This is a genomic window from Microvirga sp. RSM25 (assembly GCF_044784385.1).
Taxonomy (GTDB): domain Bacteria; phylum Pseudomonadota; class Alphaproteobacteria; order Rhizobiales; family Beijerinckiaceae; genus Microvirga; species Microvirga tunisiensis.
In genome coordinates, this window is record NZ_CP173039.1 from 2,784,493 (window position 1) to 2,802,021 (window position 17,529).

8 protein-coding genes and 1 pseudogene are annotated in these 17,529 nt (G+C 61.9%); 5 read left to right on the forward strand and 4 right to left on the reverse strand.

All coding sequences use genetic code 11. The features are described from left to right. Positions 1 to 211: 211 nt before the first annotated feature. From treZ to glgX, 4 genes and pseudogenes are all read left to right on the forward strand, one after another. Entirely contained in the window at positions 212 to 2,032 is a 1,821-nt protein-coding gene (treZ, locus tag ACD578_RS13295; protein WP_404285630.1) for a malto-oligosyltrehalose trehalohydrolase, read from the forward strand. Next, positions 2,029 to 6,878, forward strand: a pseudogene (locus ACD578_RS13300) (malto-oligosyltrehalose synthase). The gene treZ and the pseudogene ACD578_RS13300 overlap by 4 nt, the downstream one beginning before the upstream one ends. Positions 6,879 to 7,015: 137 nt before the next feature. Then, the gene (gene glgB / locus ACD578_RS13305) at positions 7,016 to 9,280 is read left to right on the forward strand and encodes a 1,4-alpha-glucan branching protein GlgB (protein ID WP_404285632.1); all 2,265 of its coding nucleotides are present in this window, start codon (positions 7,016 to 7,018) and stop codon (positions 9,278 to 9,280) included. An 80-nt stretch (positions 9,281 to 9,360) separates the two neighbouring features. Beyond that, complete coding sequence (gene glgX, locus ACD578_RS13310) at positions 9,361 to 11,568, forward strand: glycogen debranching protein GlgX (protein ID WP_404285634.1); 2,208 nt, start codon at positions 9,361 to 9,363, stop codon at positions 11,566 to 11,568. A 270-nt stretch (positions 11,569 to 11,838) separates the two neighbouring features. Here the strand turns inward: glgX and glgA are convergent, their stop codons facing one another. From glgA to ACD578_RS13330, 4 genes are all read right to left on the reverse strand, one after another. Next, entirely contained in the window at positions 11,839 to 13,296 is a 1,458-nt protein-coding gene (glgA, locus tag ACD578_RS13315) for a glycogen synthase GlgA (RefSeq protein ID WP_404285636.1), read from the reverse strand. After that, on the reverse strand, positions 13,293 to 14,576 hold the full coding sequence (glgC, locus tag ACD578_RS13320) for a glucose-1-phosphate adenylyltransferase (RefSeq protein ID WP_404285638.1): 1,284 nt from the start codon (positions 14,574 to 14,576) through the stop codon (positions 13,293 to 13,295). Before glgC ends, glgA begins: the two co-directional genes overlap by 4 nt. A 153-nt stretch (positions 14,577 to 14,729) precedes the next feature. Next, positions 14,730 to 15,053 (reverse strand): DUF2934 domain-containing protein, encoded by a 324-nt coding sequence (locus ACD578_RS13325; RefSeq protein ID WP_404285640.1) that lies wholly within the window; start codon positions 15,051 to 15,053, stop codon positions 14,730 to 14,732. A 211-nt stretch (positions 15,054 to 15,264) separates the two neighbouring features. Continuing rightward, positions 15,265 to 15,870 (reverse strand): DedA family protein, encoded by a 606-nt coding sequence (locus tag ACD578_RS13330; protein ID WP_162002753.1) that lies wholly within the window; start codon positions 15,868 to 15,870, stop codon positions 15,265 to 15,267. Between the two features lie 152 nt (positions 15,871 to 16,022). Here ACD578_RS13330 and ACD578_RS13335 point away from each other — a divergent pair, with 152 nt between their 5' ends. Further along, a complete protein-coding gene (locus ACD578_RS13335; RefSeq protein ID WP_404285642.1) occupies positions 16,023 to 17,528 on the forward strand; it encodes a phospholipase D-like domain-containing protein in 1,506 nt (501 codons plus the stop codon). Position 17,529 lies beyond the last annotated feature (1 nt).

The following is a 17,529-nucleotide window of genomic DNA, read 5'->3' on the forward strand; positions in this document are numbered from 1 at the left end:
AGTCGCGCTGTCTAACTCACTTCCCTGCGGAAAGGTTCCGCAGAAATTTCAGAAAATTTCTGACTAACTCAGACGGCTGGCGCTGCCATTCCGCAATTGCATGGCTACGGTTGCATCAGATCCGAGCTTGGCTGTTTTTTTGATCCATGCTGGAACATTGCCTCACCATTCTCGTTCGCAAGTGCTTTCCTTCAAGATTTCCGGGGATCCGATGCGGCGCGTTCACTCCATGCCCTTTGGGGCTGAGATAACCTCCGATGGTATTCGCTTTGCCTTGTGGGCGCCGACGGCGCGCGAGGTGAGCCTGATGCTCGATGGCGCCGAACGCCCGCTGACCGCAGATCGGGACGGGTGGTACCGCCATGTCTCACAGGAGGCGCGGGCCGGAAGCCGCTACGGCTACAAGATCGATGGCGACCTGGTCGTGCCCGATCCGGCGTCCCGCTTTCAGAGCGATGACGTTCACGATCTCAGTCTCGTGGTCGATCCGCAATCCTACGAATGGTCCAATGCTTCCTGGACGGGCCGCCCCTGGGAGGAAACGGTCCTTTACGAAGTCCATGTGGGAACAGCCACGCCGGAGGGCACCTATGTGGGCTTGATGGGCAAGCTTGACGGTTTGCGCGACCTTGGCATTACGGCGATCGAACTCATGCCGATCGGCGAGTTCCCGGGCCGGCGCAACTGGGGCTATGACGGCGTCCTGCCCTATGCGCCGGATGCAGCCTATGGCAGCCCGGAGGATCTCAAGCGTCTCGTCGAGCGCGCGCACGAGCTTGGCCTCATGGTATTCCTCGATGTGGTCTACAATCATTTCGGTCCGTCCGGAAACTATCTCCATGCCTATGCCAAGACCTTCTTCACCGAGCGCCACCCGACGCCGTGGGGGGCCGGGATCAACGTGGACGGCGAAGGCAGCCGCGCGGTGCGCGACTTCTTCTTCCACAATGCGCTCTATTGGCTGGAGGAATATCATTTGGACGGGCTGCGGTTCGATGCGGTCCATGCCATCACCGATGACGGCAAGCCTCACTTCATCGAGGAACTGGCGAGCCGCATCCGGCAGGCGATCCCCGACCGCCACATTCATCTCGTGCTCGAGAACGAGGCCAACCAGGCGCGCTGGCTTGATCGTGACGGCAATCGGGCGCCGAAGCTTCACACGGCGCAATGGGCGGACGACATCCACAATTCCTGGCACGCCCTCCTGACCGGCGAGAACGAGGGATATTACGAAGATTATGCCGACAAGCCGCTCCAACACCTCGGTCGGGCGCTCGCCGAAGGCTTCGCCTATCAGGGGGATCCATCGCCGCACAAGGACGGCATCGTTCGCGGAGAACCGTCGGGCCATCTGCCGCCTGCAGCTTTCGTGGCCTTCCTTCAGAATCACGATCAGGTCGGCAACCGCGCCTTCGGCGATCGCCTGTCTCATCTGATCCCACCGGAGCGACTCGCTCTCGCCCAGGCGATCTTTCTTCTCTCGCCACAGATCCCGCTGCTCTTCATGGGTGAGGAATGGGCGGCATCGACCCCGTTCCAGTTCTTCGTCGATTTCGAGAACGATCCCGATCTGGCGAAAGCCGTCCGGGACGGGCGGCGTGGCGAATTCAAGCGCTTCAAGGCCTTCACGGATCCGGAGATGTCGCAGAGGATCCCGGATCCAACGGATCGAAAGACGTTCGAGCAATCCAAGATCGACTGGTCGGAGATCGATCGGTCGCCCCATCGGGAGGTTCTGTCACAGACCCGTCATCTGCTGAATCTGCGGCGGACGGACATCGTTCCTCTTCTCAAGAGCCAATATCGGGGCTCGCATTATAATGTCTCGCCGGAGAACACACTCGACGTGACCTGGACCTTTACTGACGGCACCCTTCGCGTTCTTGCGAATTTCGGCGACAATCCAATGAGCTGGGACATCGAGGACGATGCCCGCGTGCTGTGGTCGAGCCAAGGCATCAAGGCGAATGGAAAAAATCTTCAACTTCCACCCTGGTCGGGTGTCATCGTGAAAGGACAATCGGCATGAGCAAGCTGGACGCTCTGTTGGAGCGCATGGCCGCCCTTGTCGGTATTTCCCCTGACTACACCGATGCTTTCGGCAGGAGCGTTCAGACAAGCTCGGCAACCCGGCAAGCGCTGCTGGCTGCACTCGGACTCGACATCTCGTCCGAGTCCGGCGCACGGGAGAGCCTCGCCCGCCTCGAGCGTCTGAAAAAGGGCCCGATCCCGGCTGTCATCACGGTCGATGCGGATAAACCCTGGACGATCGATTTCCGCGCTTCTCCCGGTCAGCCGGGATGGATCCTGATTGAAGAGGACGGCGCGGTCCATGAAGGGCGTCTCGCCGGGGACAACCGCGCCCTGGACCTCCCCGCCCTGCCGACAGGCTATCACCGGCTCCGGCTCGGCGATCAGGAGACGACCGTCATCGCGGCGCCACCCCGATGCTGGGAGCCCGAAGCCTTCCAAGGAGAGGCAAGGCTGTGGGGCGCGACGGCTCAGATCTACTCGCTCCGCTCGGAACGCGATTTCGGCATCGGCGACTATTCCGATGTGGCGCTCTTCGCCGAGAACGTCGGCCGCCTCGGCGGGGCGTTCCTCGGACTCAGCCCCGTTCACGCGCTCTTCGCGTCGGATCGCTCCAAGATATCGCCCTATTCCCCATCCTCGCGCCTGTTTCTCGAACCGATCTACATCGACCCGACATCGGTTGCAGGTTTCGCTGAGAGCGGCGCTCAAGCGCTTCTCGACGATCCAAGCATGCAGGAGCGTCTGGCACGGCTGCGAAGCGCTCAGCTCATCGATTATGCCGAGGTCTGGTCCATCAAGCGCCCGCTTCTGGAGGCCGTCTGGAGGCATTTCCAGGGCTCGGGAGACCACCACGCCTTCGAAGCCTTCCGGCGAGCCGGCGGCGAAGCCCTGGAAGCGCACGCCACTTTCGAGGCGCTCTTCGAGCATCTTCGGGAGCAGGGTCGGTTCTGGGTTGGAGAATGGCCGGAGGAGTATCGCTCCGTCCATTCCGTAGCGGTCAGGCGCTTCCGCTTGGACCATACCGAGCGCGTAACCTTCCATGGCTGGCTGCAATGGCTGGCGGACGCTCAACTGGGCGAGGCCGCCGAGCGGGCTCGTGCCGCCGGCCTCCCCGTCGGCCTTTATCGCGATCTCGCCGTGGGTGCCGATGGTGGTGGCTCCGAGATCTGGGCGACGCCGGAGCGCTATGCCCCGAAACTGTCCATCGGAGCGCCTCCGGATCCGCTTGGACCGCAGGGCCAGGATTGGGGTCTGCCGCCCTTCAACCCGCTCACCCTGGAGGAGCAGGGCCTTGCCGCTTTCCGCGATCTCGTCTCGGCCAATATGCGCCATGCGGGCGCCATCCGGATCGACCACGCGTTCCAGCTGCAACGCCTGTTTCTGATTCCCTCCGGGGCTCCCGCCTCCCAGGGCGCTTATGTCGATTACCCGTTCGAGGCGATGCTCGCGGTCCTGCGCGTGGAGAGTCACCGCGCCCGCTGCCTCGTGATCGCGGAGGATCTCGGCACGGCGCCGCAGGGCTTCTCCGATGCCATCATGGATTCCGGTGTCCTCAGCTATCGGGTGCTGCCCTTCGAGCGGGACGGATCGGCCTTCAAGACGCCGGAGCAATATCCCCGCTCGGCCCTGGCCGTCCTCACCACCCATGACCTGCCGACCTTCACCGGATGGTGGCGCGGCCTCGACATCGACCTGCGCCAGACGCTCGGCATCTTCGAGCCGGCACAGGCCGCCAGCGAGCGCATCGCGAGAGCCGCGCCGACAAACACCACCTGACGAAAGCTCTGGCTGAGGAAGGTCTCCTGCCCTCGTCTCAGATTCCGGAGACGCCGCCGCTTGAAGAAACCGTGCGCTATCTCGCCCGCACATCCTCGGTACTCACGGGCCTGCAGATCGAGGATGCTTCGGGCGAGCTGAACCAGCCCAACATGCCGGGCATGGATGTGGGACATCCCAACTGGCGCCGGCGCCTGTCGAACACGATTGAAACCATCACCTCGCCCGGAAGCCTGATGCTCAAGCTCTCCGTCGCTCTGGCAGAGGAAGGACGGGACGTCCGCTCCCGTCGAAATACCCTCGCCTCCCCGCCACCGCGGGCCACCTACCGACTTCAATTCCACAAGGACTTCACCTTCGACGATGCGGTGAAGATCGTGCCCTATCTGGCGAAGCTCGGCATCAGCCACGTCTATTCCTCGCCGATCCAGACGGCCGCGCCAGGTTCTACCCATGGTTATGACATCGTCGACCATTCAACTATCAACCCGGAACTCGGAGGCGAGGAAGGCTTCCGCCGCCTCTCGGAGGCCCTGAAGGAGCACGGCCTCAAGCTCCTGCTCGACATCGTGCCCAACCATATGGGCGTGGGCGGGAAGGACAATGGCTGGTGGCTCTCGGTGCTGGAATGGGGCCCGCTCTCACCCGTGGCCAAGGCTTTCGACATCGATTGGGAGCGCCCCGGCGCCGATGGCAAGCTGATCGTCCCATCCCTGGGCGGCCTCTACGGGGAAGTCCTGGAGAGAGGCGAACTCCAACTGAAATTCGATCCGGCGGAAGGCTCGTTCAGCGTCTGGCATTGGGAGCACCGCTTCCCGATCTGTCCGACGACCTACCCGATCGTACTCGATTTCGCGCTGGCCGCCCTCAATGATCAGGCAAAGTCTGGCGATCTACGCACCCTCACCGAGCGCCTGCGGGTGCTAGCGGATTGCATCTCTCCACCGGAAGAGGCGGAACAGATAAAGCGCGAACTCGCTCAAGCGGTCGCTGCTGCGCCAGCTTTACGGAAGGCCATCGACAGCGCCGTCGCGATCATCAATGGCGCTTCGAGCCGTCCAGAGAGCTTCAACACCCTGCACCGTCTCCTGGAAGCGCAGGCCTACCGCCTCTCTTACTGGCGCGTAGCATCGAGCGACATCAACTACCGCCGCTTCTTCGACGTCAACACCCTGGCCGGCATAAGGGTCGAGATCCCGGAGGTTTTCGAGAAGACGCACGAGCTCATTCTCCGTCTCGTGGATGAAGGCCTCGTCCACGGTTTGCGCATCGACCATATCGATGGCCTCGCCGACCCGGAGGGCTATACCCATGCCCTCCAGCAGAAGGTGGGACCGGGATTCTTTGTGGCGGTCGAGAAGATTCTGGAGCCGGGCGAGGGATTGCGTCCCTGGCCCGTTGCCGGAACATCGGGCTACGATGTGCTCAACCTGATCGACGGTGTGATGGTAAATGCGGAGGCAGGCGATACGTTCGAGCGCATCTATCGGGACGCCTCGCGCCTTGAGGGCGCCTATGACGCGTTGTTGAAACAGGCCAAGATCGAGATCACCGACAAGAATTTCGCCAGCGAGCTGGAGGTTTTGGTCTCGGACATCAAGAAAATCGCCGACGCCAACCGGCGAACGCGGGACTATACGGCTTTAACCCTGCGCCAGGCCCTTATCGAGATCATCGCGGCCCTTCCAGTCTATCGCAGCTATCTCCGCGACGCGGAACCGGCAGCAGAGGATGCGCGATTGATCGAGGAGACGATCCAGGCGGCGCAACAATCCAGCAGCCTGCCCGACCGCAGCGTGCACGATTTCATCGCCTCTGCCCTTCTCGGCAAGGTGGTCGGCGATCCGACCGATATCCGCCGCTTCCGACGGCGGTTTCAGCAGCTCACAGGTCCCGTCATGGCCAAGAGCCTGGAAGACACCCTGTTCTATCGCTATGGCCGCCTGATCGCGCTCAACGAAGTCGGCGGCGACCCGGGCCAGTTCGGTCTCTCGCCGGAAGCCTTTCACCAGGCGAATGCGGACCGCGCCCGCAACTGGCCGCACGCGATGATCGCCACCGCGACGCATGATACCAAACGCGGCGAGGATGCACGGGCCCGCCTGCTCGCCCTCTCGGAGATGCCGGAGGAATGGGTGCAGGCTCTCGATCTCTGGCGGGAGACTGCCGCCCCTCACCTGTCCGAAGTGAATGGCGCCCCCGCGCCCGACGCCAACGATCAGGTGATCCTGCTCCAGGCGCTTCTCGGTGCCTGGCCCCTGGAGCTTCTGGAAGGATCTGACCGTAAGCAGCTCACCGCTTTTCAGGAGCGCATGGAGGGCTACCTCACCAAGGCTCTCCGGGAAGCCAAGCGGCATACGAGCTGGGTTGCTCCGAACGAGGCCTATGAGGAAGCAGCCCTCAAGCTCCTGCATGCCCTGCTCGATCCGAAAAACCTTTTCCTTGATCGCTTCCAGCCCCTTGCCCGACGCCTCTCCTTTCTTGGCATGCTAAAGGGTCTCTCACGGACCATCCTGAAAATGACGCTGCCGGGCGTGCCTGACATCTATCAGGGCACCGAGTTCTGGGATTTTTCCCTCGTCGATCCGGACAACAGACGGCCCGTGGATTACAGAGCTCGCATCGAGGCTCTCGGCACGGATGAGCCTCCCGCGGGTCCGATGAGGAATTGGCCCGATGGGCGGATCAAGCAGCACATCCTCTCGCGGTTGCTTCATGATCGTGCCGCATCGCCCGCCCTCTATGCCGAGGGCGATTACCGGCCTTTGTCGATCGGAGGCGAGCGGGCGGCTCACCTGCTTGGCTACATCAGGCAGCATGGCGAAGGCGCTCTTGCCGTCATCGTGCCGCGTCACTGGCGCGATCTGACTGACAGGGACGGCCTGTCCCTCGATCAAGCAACTTGGAGAGAGACGACGGTTACCCTGCCCCATGGACGCTGGCGGAACGTACTGACAGGAGAGGATATTCTCATTGACTCGGAGCAACAAATGATTGCGGGGCTTGTGAGCACCCTCCCCTTTGCCGTCCTCAAGTGCGACGGAGACGGAGGCGCTGCGCGTTAACAAAGATTGTCGCAACAGTCTTTAGCGGGCCTCGCTGCTTCTGGTCCGAGCTAGGACCTGCTCCATAATGAAATCTCTAAAAGGATCGTAACGGATCGCCGGGGCATACCGCGCCGGTGGCGTCTATAGGACAGCATATGAAGGGGGATATCCGAATGGATCAGCGCCGTCGTGGATCGCAGAGCGCACCGCCGCGCCCGGCGGAGCCGCCACCGGTTGCCGAAATCGTCAATTCGGGCGATCCCTTCTCCGTCCTCGGCCCTCACGAGATTTCGCCCGGCCTGTGGGAGATCCGCGCCATCCTGCCGGATGCGGATGCCGTGACAGTGCTGGACCGTGATGGAGAGACCGTTCTCGGCGTGATGGAACGGACGCCTCCGGACGGCCTTCTCGTGGCCTCGTTCCGCGCCACGGCACGACCGGACTACAGGCTGCGGATCGAGAGGCAGGGCAACACCGAGATTCGACACGATGCCTACAGCTTCGGCACCTTCCTCTCCCACGACGATCTCATGCGGATCGGCGATCCCACGAGCGATGCCGTCTATACGAAGCTAGGCGCGCATTTTCTCGACTTAGGAGGGATCCAGGGCTTTCTCTTCACCGTCTGGGCGCCCAATGCCCGCCGGGTGAGCGTGGTAGGCGACTTCAATTCCTGGGACGGGCGGTGCCATCCTATGCGCCGCCGCCATGAAGGCGGGATCTGGGAGCTGTTCATCCCGGATGTCACGCCGGATCAGCGCTACAAGTTCGAGATCATCGGCCTTCATGGCAATCTTCTCGCCCTCAAGGCCGATCCCATCGCCTTTGCAGCGGAGCACCCGCCGGCAACAGCCTCCATTCTCAAGGGCACCCCGACATTCGACTGGCAGGACGCGGATTGGATGACCTCGCGGTCCACGCAGAACCACCGCAAGGCGGCGATGTCGATCTACGAGTGCCATCTCGGCTCCTGGGCCCGCGTTCCCGAGGAAGGCAATCGCTATCTGACCTATCGCGAATTGGCCGTGCGGCTCATTCCCTACGTGAAGAATCTCGGCTTCACGCATATCGAACTTCTGCCGATCACCGAATATCCGTTCGACGGCTCGTGGGGCTATCAGCCCATTTCACTTTATGCGCCGACGAGCCGTTTCGGTACGCCGGAGGATTTCGCGGCTTTCGTCGAGGCGGCGCACGCGGCCGGGATCGGCATCATTCTCGATTGGGTGCCGGCGCATTTCCCCAACGATCCGCACGGATTGTCCTATTTCGACGGGACGCATCTTTATGAACATGCCGATCCGCGCCTGGGTTTTCACCAGGATTGGGGCACCTACATCTATAATTTCGAACGCCAGGAGGTGATGAGCTTCCTCGTGGCGAATGCCCGCTTCTGGCTGGAGCGCTATCATCTCGACGGATTACGGGTCGATGCTGTCGCTTCCATGCTCTACCTCGATTATTCGCGCAAGTCGGGCGAATGGATTCCCAACCGCTACGGCGGCAACGAGAATCTCGGCGCCATCGACTTCATCCGCAAGATGAACGAGGTCGCCTATGCCACCTCGCCGGGCGCCGTCACCATCGCGGAAGAATCCACAGCCTGGCCGGGCGTATCGCAGCCGACCTATACGGGAGGTCTCGGCTTCGGATTCAAATGGAACATGGGCTGGATGCACGACACCCTTCGCTACATCAGCAAGGATTCAGTCTTCCGACGCTACCACCATCACGATCTGACCTTCGGTCTGCTCTACGCCTTTTCGGAAAACTTCATCCTGCCGCTGAGCCACGACGAGGTCGTTCACGGCAAGGGGTCTCTCCTCAATAAGATGCCGGGCGATCGGTGGCAGCGATTTGCCAATCTCCGCGCCTATTTCGGCTTCATGTGGGGACATCCCGGCAAGAAGCTCCTGTTCATGGGCGGCGAATTCGCCCAGGAGCGGGAATGGAATCACGATGAGAGCCTCGACTGGCATCTTCTTGACGATTCCTTCCACAAGGGCGTTCAGACTCTGATCGGAGACCTGAACCACGCTTACCAGTCCATTCCCGCCCTGCATGAACGCGACTGCGAGGCAAAGGGATTCGAGTGGCTCGTGGCCGACGATCGCGACAACAGCGTCATTGCCTGGGCGCGGCGCGGAGATGATGAAAAAGCCCTTGCCATTGTCGTGTCGAATTTCACGCCCGTTCCACGTGAAACATATCGCATCGGTGTTCCGCTGCCGGGCTTCTATCGCGAGGCGGTCAATACGGATGCCGTCCAATATGGCGGCAGCAACGTGGGCAATCTCGGCGGTGTGATGGCCGAGGACACGCCGAGTCACGGCCAGCCATGCTCGCTCACCGTCACGATCCCGCCGCTGGCGACGGTCATTCTTGTCCTCGACTCTGGCGGCTCTAGAGCGAACATATAGTTCCGCTTGCACGGGACTTCCCGCAAGCTCGTGCGTTGAACGAATGAACATTTTGCTCCGCTTGTTTTTTGAGATTCTAGATGAACGATAAAGTCGATACCCGTGAGTTCTCGGCAACTCAGATCGTTGCTCCGAACGTGAGGCGCACATCCCGAGTGCGCGAGGGTTTGCCTTACCCGCTCGGAGCGACCTGGGATGGGCTGGGCGTCAACTTCGCCATCTTCTCCGCCAATGCCACGAAGGTCGAACTCTGCCTGTTCGATCTCGAAGGCCGCAACGAACTGGAGCGGGTCGAGCTGCCGGAATACACGGATGAGGTCTGGCATGGCTATCTGCCGGATGCGCGGCCCGGCACGACCTACGGCTATCGCGTTTACGGTCCCTACGAGCCTAAGGACGGCCACCGCTTCAATCCTAACAAGCTCCTGCTTGATCCCTATGCTCGGCAGCTCATAGGCGATCTGGTCTGGAACCCGGCCCTGTTCGGCTACACCATCGGCTCACCGGATGCCGACCTGTCCTTCGACAAGCGAGACAGCGCGCGCTTCATGCCTAAGTGCCGTGTCGTGGAATCGGCCTTCACGTGGGGGCGCATGCGCCGGCCGCAGACTCCATGGGAGCGCACGATCTTCTATGAGACGCATCTTCGTGGCTTCACCATGCAGCACCCGGCAGTTCCCAGGGAGCTGCGCGGCACCTTCTCGGGGCTCATGCAGCATGAGGTGATCGAGTACATCAAGAACCTCGGCGTCACCGCCATCGAGCTGCTGCCTATCCATGCCTTCGTGGACGACAGCTACCTCATCGAAAAGGGGCTGCGAAACTACTGGGGCTACAACACGATCGGCTATTTCGCGCCGCAGCCGCGCTATCTCGCGACCCCCTTCGTAAACGAAGTGAAGGAGATGGTGAGCCATCTTCACGACGCCGGGATCGAGGTGATCCTGGACGTGGTCTACAACCACACGGCCGAAGGCAACGAGCTTGGGCCGACCCTGTCCTTCAAGGGGATCGACAACGCGTCCTATTACAGGCTTGCGCCGGACAAACGCTACTACATCAACGACACCGGCACCGGAAACACGGTCAATCTCAGCCATTCCCGCGTGCTGCAGATGGTGACGGACTCCTTGCGCTATTGGGCGCAGGAGATGCAGATCGACGGTTTCCGCTTCGATCTTGCAACCATTCTCGGCCGCGAACCGCATGGGTTCGACGAGGACGGGCGCTTTCTCGATACCTGCCGTCAGGATCCTGCGCTCAGTCAGGTCAAGCTCATCGCGGAGCCATGGGATTGCGGCCCCGGCGGCTATCAGGTCGGCCGCTTCTCGCCCGGATGGGCGGAATGGAACGACCGGTATCGCGACACGGTGCGGGCCTATTGGAAAGGCGAGGAAGGGAAACTGCCGGAGCTTGCTTCCCGCCTCACCGCATCGGCGGATATTTTCAACAAGCGCGGACGCAGGCCGTGGGCCTCCGTCAACTTCATCACCGCCCATGACGGCTTCACGTTGAACGATCTCGTCTCCTATAACGAGAAGCACAACGAGGCCAATGGAGAGGACAACAAGGACGGGCACGATCACAACCTGTCCTTCAACTACGGCGCGGAAGGCCCGACGGACGATCCGAAGATCCGCACGCTGCGGCTGCGCCAGATGCGCAACATGCTCGCCACGCTGCTCTTCTCGCAAGGAACGCCCATGTTGCTCGCGGGCGACGAGTTTGCGCGTACCCAAGAGGGCAACAACAATGCCTATTGCCAGGACAACGAGATATCCTGGATCGATTGGGAGGGCATCGACGAGGACGGCATCGAGCTTCTCGAATTCACCCGCAAGCTCATCCAGCTGCGTCAGGATCTTCCCATTCTACGCAGAGGCCGGTTCCTGTCGGGTGTCTACAACGAGGAACTCGACGTCAAGGATGTGACATGGCTCACGCCGGCCGGTGACGAGATGACGCCGGAGCAGTGGCAGGACCCGAATGCCCGTTGCATCAGCATCCTGCTCGACGGCCGCGCCCAACCGACCGGCATCCGCCGTCGCGGCACGGACGTGACCCTTCTGCTCATCCTGAATGCGCATCATGATGTGGTGAAGTGCACATTGCCGGAAGTGATCGGCGGCGAAGCCTGGATGTGCCACATCGACACCAATCAGCCCGATCTGGAGGCGCCCACCGAATTCCGGTTCGGCAAGGAATATACTGTGACCGCCCATTCCCTGCTTCTCTTCCAGCTGAAACCGGAGAAGCAGCGGAAACCGGAGAAGAGGAAAAGCGCCTGACGGGCGCATCGTGCAAAAACTGAATCCATCATTCACCGACGCAGGCCTTCGGCTGCGTACATTGGGCCAGGAGACGTTTCAGGACAGTTATCCCCCCTTCCCCGTCATGGCCGGGCTTGTCCCGGCCATCCCGATGCTGAAAAGAGCCGTGCTTTCCAATCGGGATCACCGGCACAAGACCGGTGATGACACAAATGGGCCGGAACGCCTTCAAACCTGGAGCATGATGGGGAGCGCACCCAAAAACTGGGGCCCTTTTTCTCCGATGCCCTAGGGCGAGCGAAGGGAGCGAAGGGAGCGATAGAGATTGGCGTATTGCCTCGCCGCGCGATGCCAGCTCACATCGGCTCCCATGCCATTCTCCTGCAGGCGCTGCCAGGCACTCTTGTCGCGCCACAGGTTCTTCGCCCGATCGAACGCATCCAGAGCCGCGCCGAGATTGACGGGTCCGAACTGGAAACCTGTCGCGGCACCGGTGGCGATGGCCATCTCGTTGGCGTCGATGATCGTGTCGGCCAGCCCGCCTACCCGCGCGACGATGGGGATGCTCCCATAACGCATGGCGCAGAGCTGAGTGAGGCCACAGGGCTCGAACCGCGAAGGCACGAGAAGCGCATCGCTTCCGCCTTGAATCTGGTGAGCCAGCGCTTCGTCATACCCGACGAAGCAGCCGACCTGACCGGGATAGACGATGCGCGCGGTTTGGAAGCTGTCCTCGAGCGCTTTGTCCCCCGCTCCGAGCAGCGCCAGTTGCGCTCCGTCCGCGAGCAGCCGCGAGAGGCCCGCAAGCACGAGGTCGAGGCCTTTCTGCTCCGACAGGCGACTGACGACACCGAACAGGAGCGCCTCGGGATCGGGTTTCAGCCCCAAGCGCTCCTGCAGCGCCCTCTTGTTGTCCGCCCGTGCCGCGAGGTTGTCGCGGTCATAAGGCCGCGCAAGATGCGCATCCGTCGAGGGATCCCACACCTTGTCATCGATGCCGTTGAGAATACCGGACACGATGTTCGAGCGAGCGCGCAGCAATCCGTCGAGTGCCATTCCGCCCTCGGGCGTCTGGATCTCCTTGGCATAGGTCGGGGACACGGTCGTGATGCGGTCCGCAAGCTGCAGGCCGGCCTTCAGAAAGCCGATCTGTCCGTAATATTCGACCCCGTCCACGGTGAAGACACTGGTGGGCAGGCCGAGCTCGAAGAGAAGATCGGCCGGGAAGATGCCCTGGAAAGCGATGTTGTGAATGGTGATGACCGTGCCGGGGCGCGGGCCGTCGGAGAGACTCAAATAAACCGGCACCAAGCCCGCCTGCCAGTCATGGGCATGAATGACATCGGGGACGAACCCTGGAGTCAGTCCCTGTCCGATATCGGCCGCAGCCCGCCCGAGCGCCGCAAAACGCCGGGCATTGTCTGGCCAGTCCCGGCCGTTCGACGCAAGATAGGGTGAACCAGAACGCTCGAAGAGATGGGGAGCATCGATGACGAAGAGGTCGAGGTCTCCTGCCCTGCCGGACAGAAGACGCGCCGTTCCGCCGAAGAAGCCGGGATATTGATGCAGGACTTCGGGGCGTTCCAGAGCCTTCAGCACGGCCGGATAGCCTGGCACGAGCGTGACGACCGTCACGCCCTCCTGCGCCAGCGCAGACGGCAGGGCTCCGGCCACATCGGCCAATCCGCCTGTCTTGATGATGGGAAAGACCTCTGACGTGACCGACAGGACGTTCAGAGGCGTCATTCTTCCAATCTCTCGATCATCGGCTTCGTGATGAGGCAGATGCCCTTGTCGGTGCGGCGGAACCGCTGGGCGTCCTTTTCGGGATCCTCACCGACCACCAACCCGTCCGGAATGCGCACGCCTCGGTCGATCACCACGTTCTTCAGCCGGGCGTTGCGGCCGATCTCGACGAAGGGAAGAATGACGGCCCCCTCCACATCGGCGTGGGAATGCAGATGCACGGCCGTGAACACGAGGGACCGGCGCAGGGCGGCACCGGAGACGATGCAGCCGCTCGAGACCAGCGAGTTGATGGCGTGTCCGCGCCGGCCTTCTTCATCGTGAACGAACTTCGCCGGCGGCCATGTCTCGGAGAAGGTCGAGATCGGCCAGTCTCGGTCATAGAGGTCGAGAGACGGAACGATCGCCGTGAGATCGATATTGGCCTCCCAATAGGCATCGACTGTGCCCACGTCCCGCCAATAGGCCTCCGCATCGCTGCCGCCGGCTTCGGCGCCCGAGCGGACGCAGGAGCGCGTGAAGCGGTGCGCGACCGCTTTTCCGTGCTGAACCAGATAGGGGATGATGTCCTTGCCGAAGTCCCGGTTCGAGCCGGGAGTTTCCGCGTCGCGCCGCAACTGCTCGAAGAGAAACCTCGTGTTGAAGACGTAGATGCCCATGCTCGCCAGCGCCATGTTTGGATTGTCGGGCATCCCGGGAGGATCGGCAGGCTTTTCGAGGAACGAGATGATGCGGTCCGTCTCGTCGACGGCCATCACGCCGAAGCCGGTCGCTTCCATGCGCGGCACCTCGAGACACCCGACGGTGACATCGGCTCCCATGTCCACGTGCTGCCGGAGCATGATCTCGTAGTCCATCTTGTAGACGTGGTCGCCTGCAAGAATGATGATGTATTCGGGGTCGATGCTCGAGATGATATCGATGTTCTGATACACCGCGTCGGCCGTGCCCTCGTACCACATGGTCTCGGACACGCGCTGGCTCGCCGGCAGAATGTCGAAGCTCTCGTTCCGCTCTGCCCGGAAGTAGTTCCAGCCGCGCTGGAGATGGCGAATGAGGCTATGCGCCTTATACTGAGTCGCTACTCCGATGCGCCTGATGCCGGAGTTCAATGCATTCGACAACGCGAAGTCGATGATCCGCGTGTTCCCGCCGAAATAAACCGCGGGCTTGGCACGGATATCCGTCAACTCCATCAATCGGCTGCCGCGGCCACCGGCCAGAACATATGCCATCGCATGGCGGGAGAGAGGTGCGTAGGAAACGCTGGAATTCGGCAAGACCGGGTCCTCACATCAACGGCAGCCACCTGCCCCGTTCTGTAGACGCTGAAACCGGCCGCAAGTTCGCGCTTATGTGTTCCGGCGTCAGTTTTGCTCCTGCCCCTTGAGCCTCCGGCCGCATGGGTCGAAGGCTCACGTCATAGCGTTCGATCAGGTCACGCGGGTCGAGCGCCTGCGCTTCGGAGCCTCGACCGGCGTCTCGCCTCCTTCAGGCGCGGCGACGGGGCTGCGTTTCTTGCGGGTCTTCGGCACCGCCGGGCTGGAGAGTGTTTCGTCCACCGTCATGCTCGTCATGCCCAAAGGCGCGGGATCGATGAGGGGTGCGGCCTGCGTGTCGGCATCCTGATCGCGTTTCCCAACGATCTCCCGCTCGGCCTGATACCAATATTCATCGGCTTGGCCTGGGAGGCTCCCGTGCCGCATCCAAAGCTCATATGCCCGCTCACGGATTCTTTCTTCGAGTTCCTTGTCCATGATCACCCTTCAATCGTGCTGCCATGCCTCGCCCAGACGATACGCCAAGTGAGCCGGTCTCACGTCCCGTCACAAGATTACGCGTTCGTCGGATATGAACTGTGTAAATTATTAGGCAGTTCCCGTGAATAGCAACGGCTGCACTCCGAATCTGCGGCAAATGTTTGCCCAGAGTTGAAGCGTTTCCAGATGAAGATTTCATCGACCTGGATCAGGAGGCCTCCGGTGCCTTGAAACGGATGACCCTGTACGCGTACCAGATCGCCAATCCGGCAAAGATCACGTTCGAAACCGGATTCAGCCATTCCGAGACCCGCTCGTATTGGCTCTGCAGCAGATACCCGGCACTGGTCAGCAGAAGCGTCCATAGAGCCGTTCCAAGCGAACTCCACAGAAGGAAGGTGGAGATCGGAATGCAGTTCACACCGGCTGGGACGGAGATGAGGGAGCGAATGGCCGGAATCAGGCGGCCCAGGAACAGCGCCATGATCTGATAGCGGGCAAAGAAGGCCCTGGCTTGCTCGACTTCATCGGGATGCAGCGTGAGCCAGCGCCCGTGCCGGCCGGCAAACCGCTTCAGGCGTTTCGGGCCGATCCAGCGGCCGATCAGGAACCAGAAATAGGCTCCCGCGAGCGAACCGATCGTCCCCGAAATCACCACTCCGGCGAAGCTGAGCGTTCCTTTGGCTGCCGAAAAGCCCGCCAGCGGCATGATCACCTCCGAGGGGATCGGAGGGAAGATATTCTCCAGGAGCATGAGGAGAGCAATGCCGACATATCCGGCCTTATCGATGAGGCTGACAATCCAGTCGAACACGAGGCTTCACCAAATCCCAAGGGATGAATTGCAGTCCACCGCACAGGCCTGGCTGGGGCTGGATCCACCGGGGCCAACGCTTTAACCCTGCTCTGTTTCCACCCGGAACCTTGGCTTCAGTCCCCGGTTGGTAAGATATTCCGTTTGAGAACATGGCTGACGTGCAACTTCTGGAAGAAACGACGAGCCGGCAAGCACCCGACATCGCCCGCCAGGCGGTGCGATCGCCTGCAGGCCCCATTCTGCATCCGGGGCGGAACTGCTGGCGCGTGGCTCAGGCCGACAGAGCAAGTGTTCTGATCGACGGGGCTCCCTACTTCGCCCATCTCGAAGCTGCTCTGCGGAAAGCCCAGCGCTCGATCCTCATCATCGGCTGGGATTTCGACGGCAGCATCCGCCTGCGCCCTGACGTCCCCGCCGAGGACTCGCCGCCGCTCGGCCCCCTGCTCCGCTCGCTCGTCGAGGAGCGGCCCGGTCTCGAAGTCAGGATCCTCGTGTGGAGCGTCGCCGTCGTCCATGCGCCGGGCGCGCCGGGTCCGCTGATCTTTGGGGCCGACTGGCAGAACCATCCGCGCCTGCAGCTCAAGCTCGACACACATCATCCGCTCTATGCGGCCCATCACCAGAAGATCGTGTGCATCGACGACAGCTTGGCCTTCGTCGGAGGCATGGACCTGACCGTCGAGCGCTGGGACACTCATCGCCATGCCTGTAACGACCTGACCCGGCTGAAGGACGATGGAAGCATCTACGAACCGGTTCACGATCTTCAGATGGCCGTGGACGGCGACGCTGCGCGGTCCATTGCCGAAGTGGGCTATGAACGCTGGAAGTTTGCGACGGGCGAGGAGCTCATGCCTTCTCCGAGCGGATCCGACCCTTGGCCGCCCAGCCTCGCGCCGGATTTTCGCAATGCGCCGATTGCCATCGCCCGCACCTATCCGGCCTGGGGAGAACAGCCTGCCGCCAACGAGGCGGCGGCCCTGACCTTCGACGCACTCTCGGCGGCGCGGAAGACGATCTACATCGAAGCGCAATACATGACGGCACCCTATGTGGGCAACGTTCTGGAACGGCACCTCGCCGATCCTGACGGCCCCGAAATCGTCGTCATCCAGACCCACGAGTCCCACGGCTGGGCCGAGGAGCTTGTCATGGGCACCAATCGCGACCGGCTGATCCGCCGCCTGCGCAAATCCGACCATCATGACCGGCTGCGGGTCTATTACCCCGTCATTCCCAATGGAGAGGGCGGGGAATGCCAGGTTCTGATCCACTCCAAGCTCATCATCGTCGATGACGTGTTCCTCCGCATCGGCTCCTCGAACCTGAACAACAGGTCGATCGGGCTCGACAGCGAATGCGATGCCGCCATCGAGGCCACGACGGAGGAGATGCGCCAAACCATCATCCGGCTTCGGGACCGCCTGATCGCGGAGCATCTGGAGGTCGATCCGGAGACATTCGGCAGGGCTATCGACGGCAACGGCGGGTCCGTCATCGCGGCCATCGAGCGGCTCAATACCGGCCTTCGTGGCCTTCGCCCGTTCGGGGCCATGTCGGACGACGGCCCGGATGTGCCGGCAACGGGCACGGGACTTCTGGATCCGCTCGAACCCTTCGAGCCTCTCTCACTGTTCCGGCGTCGCAAGGAGTGAT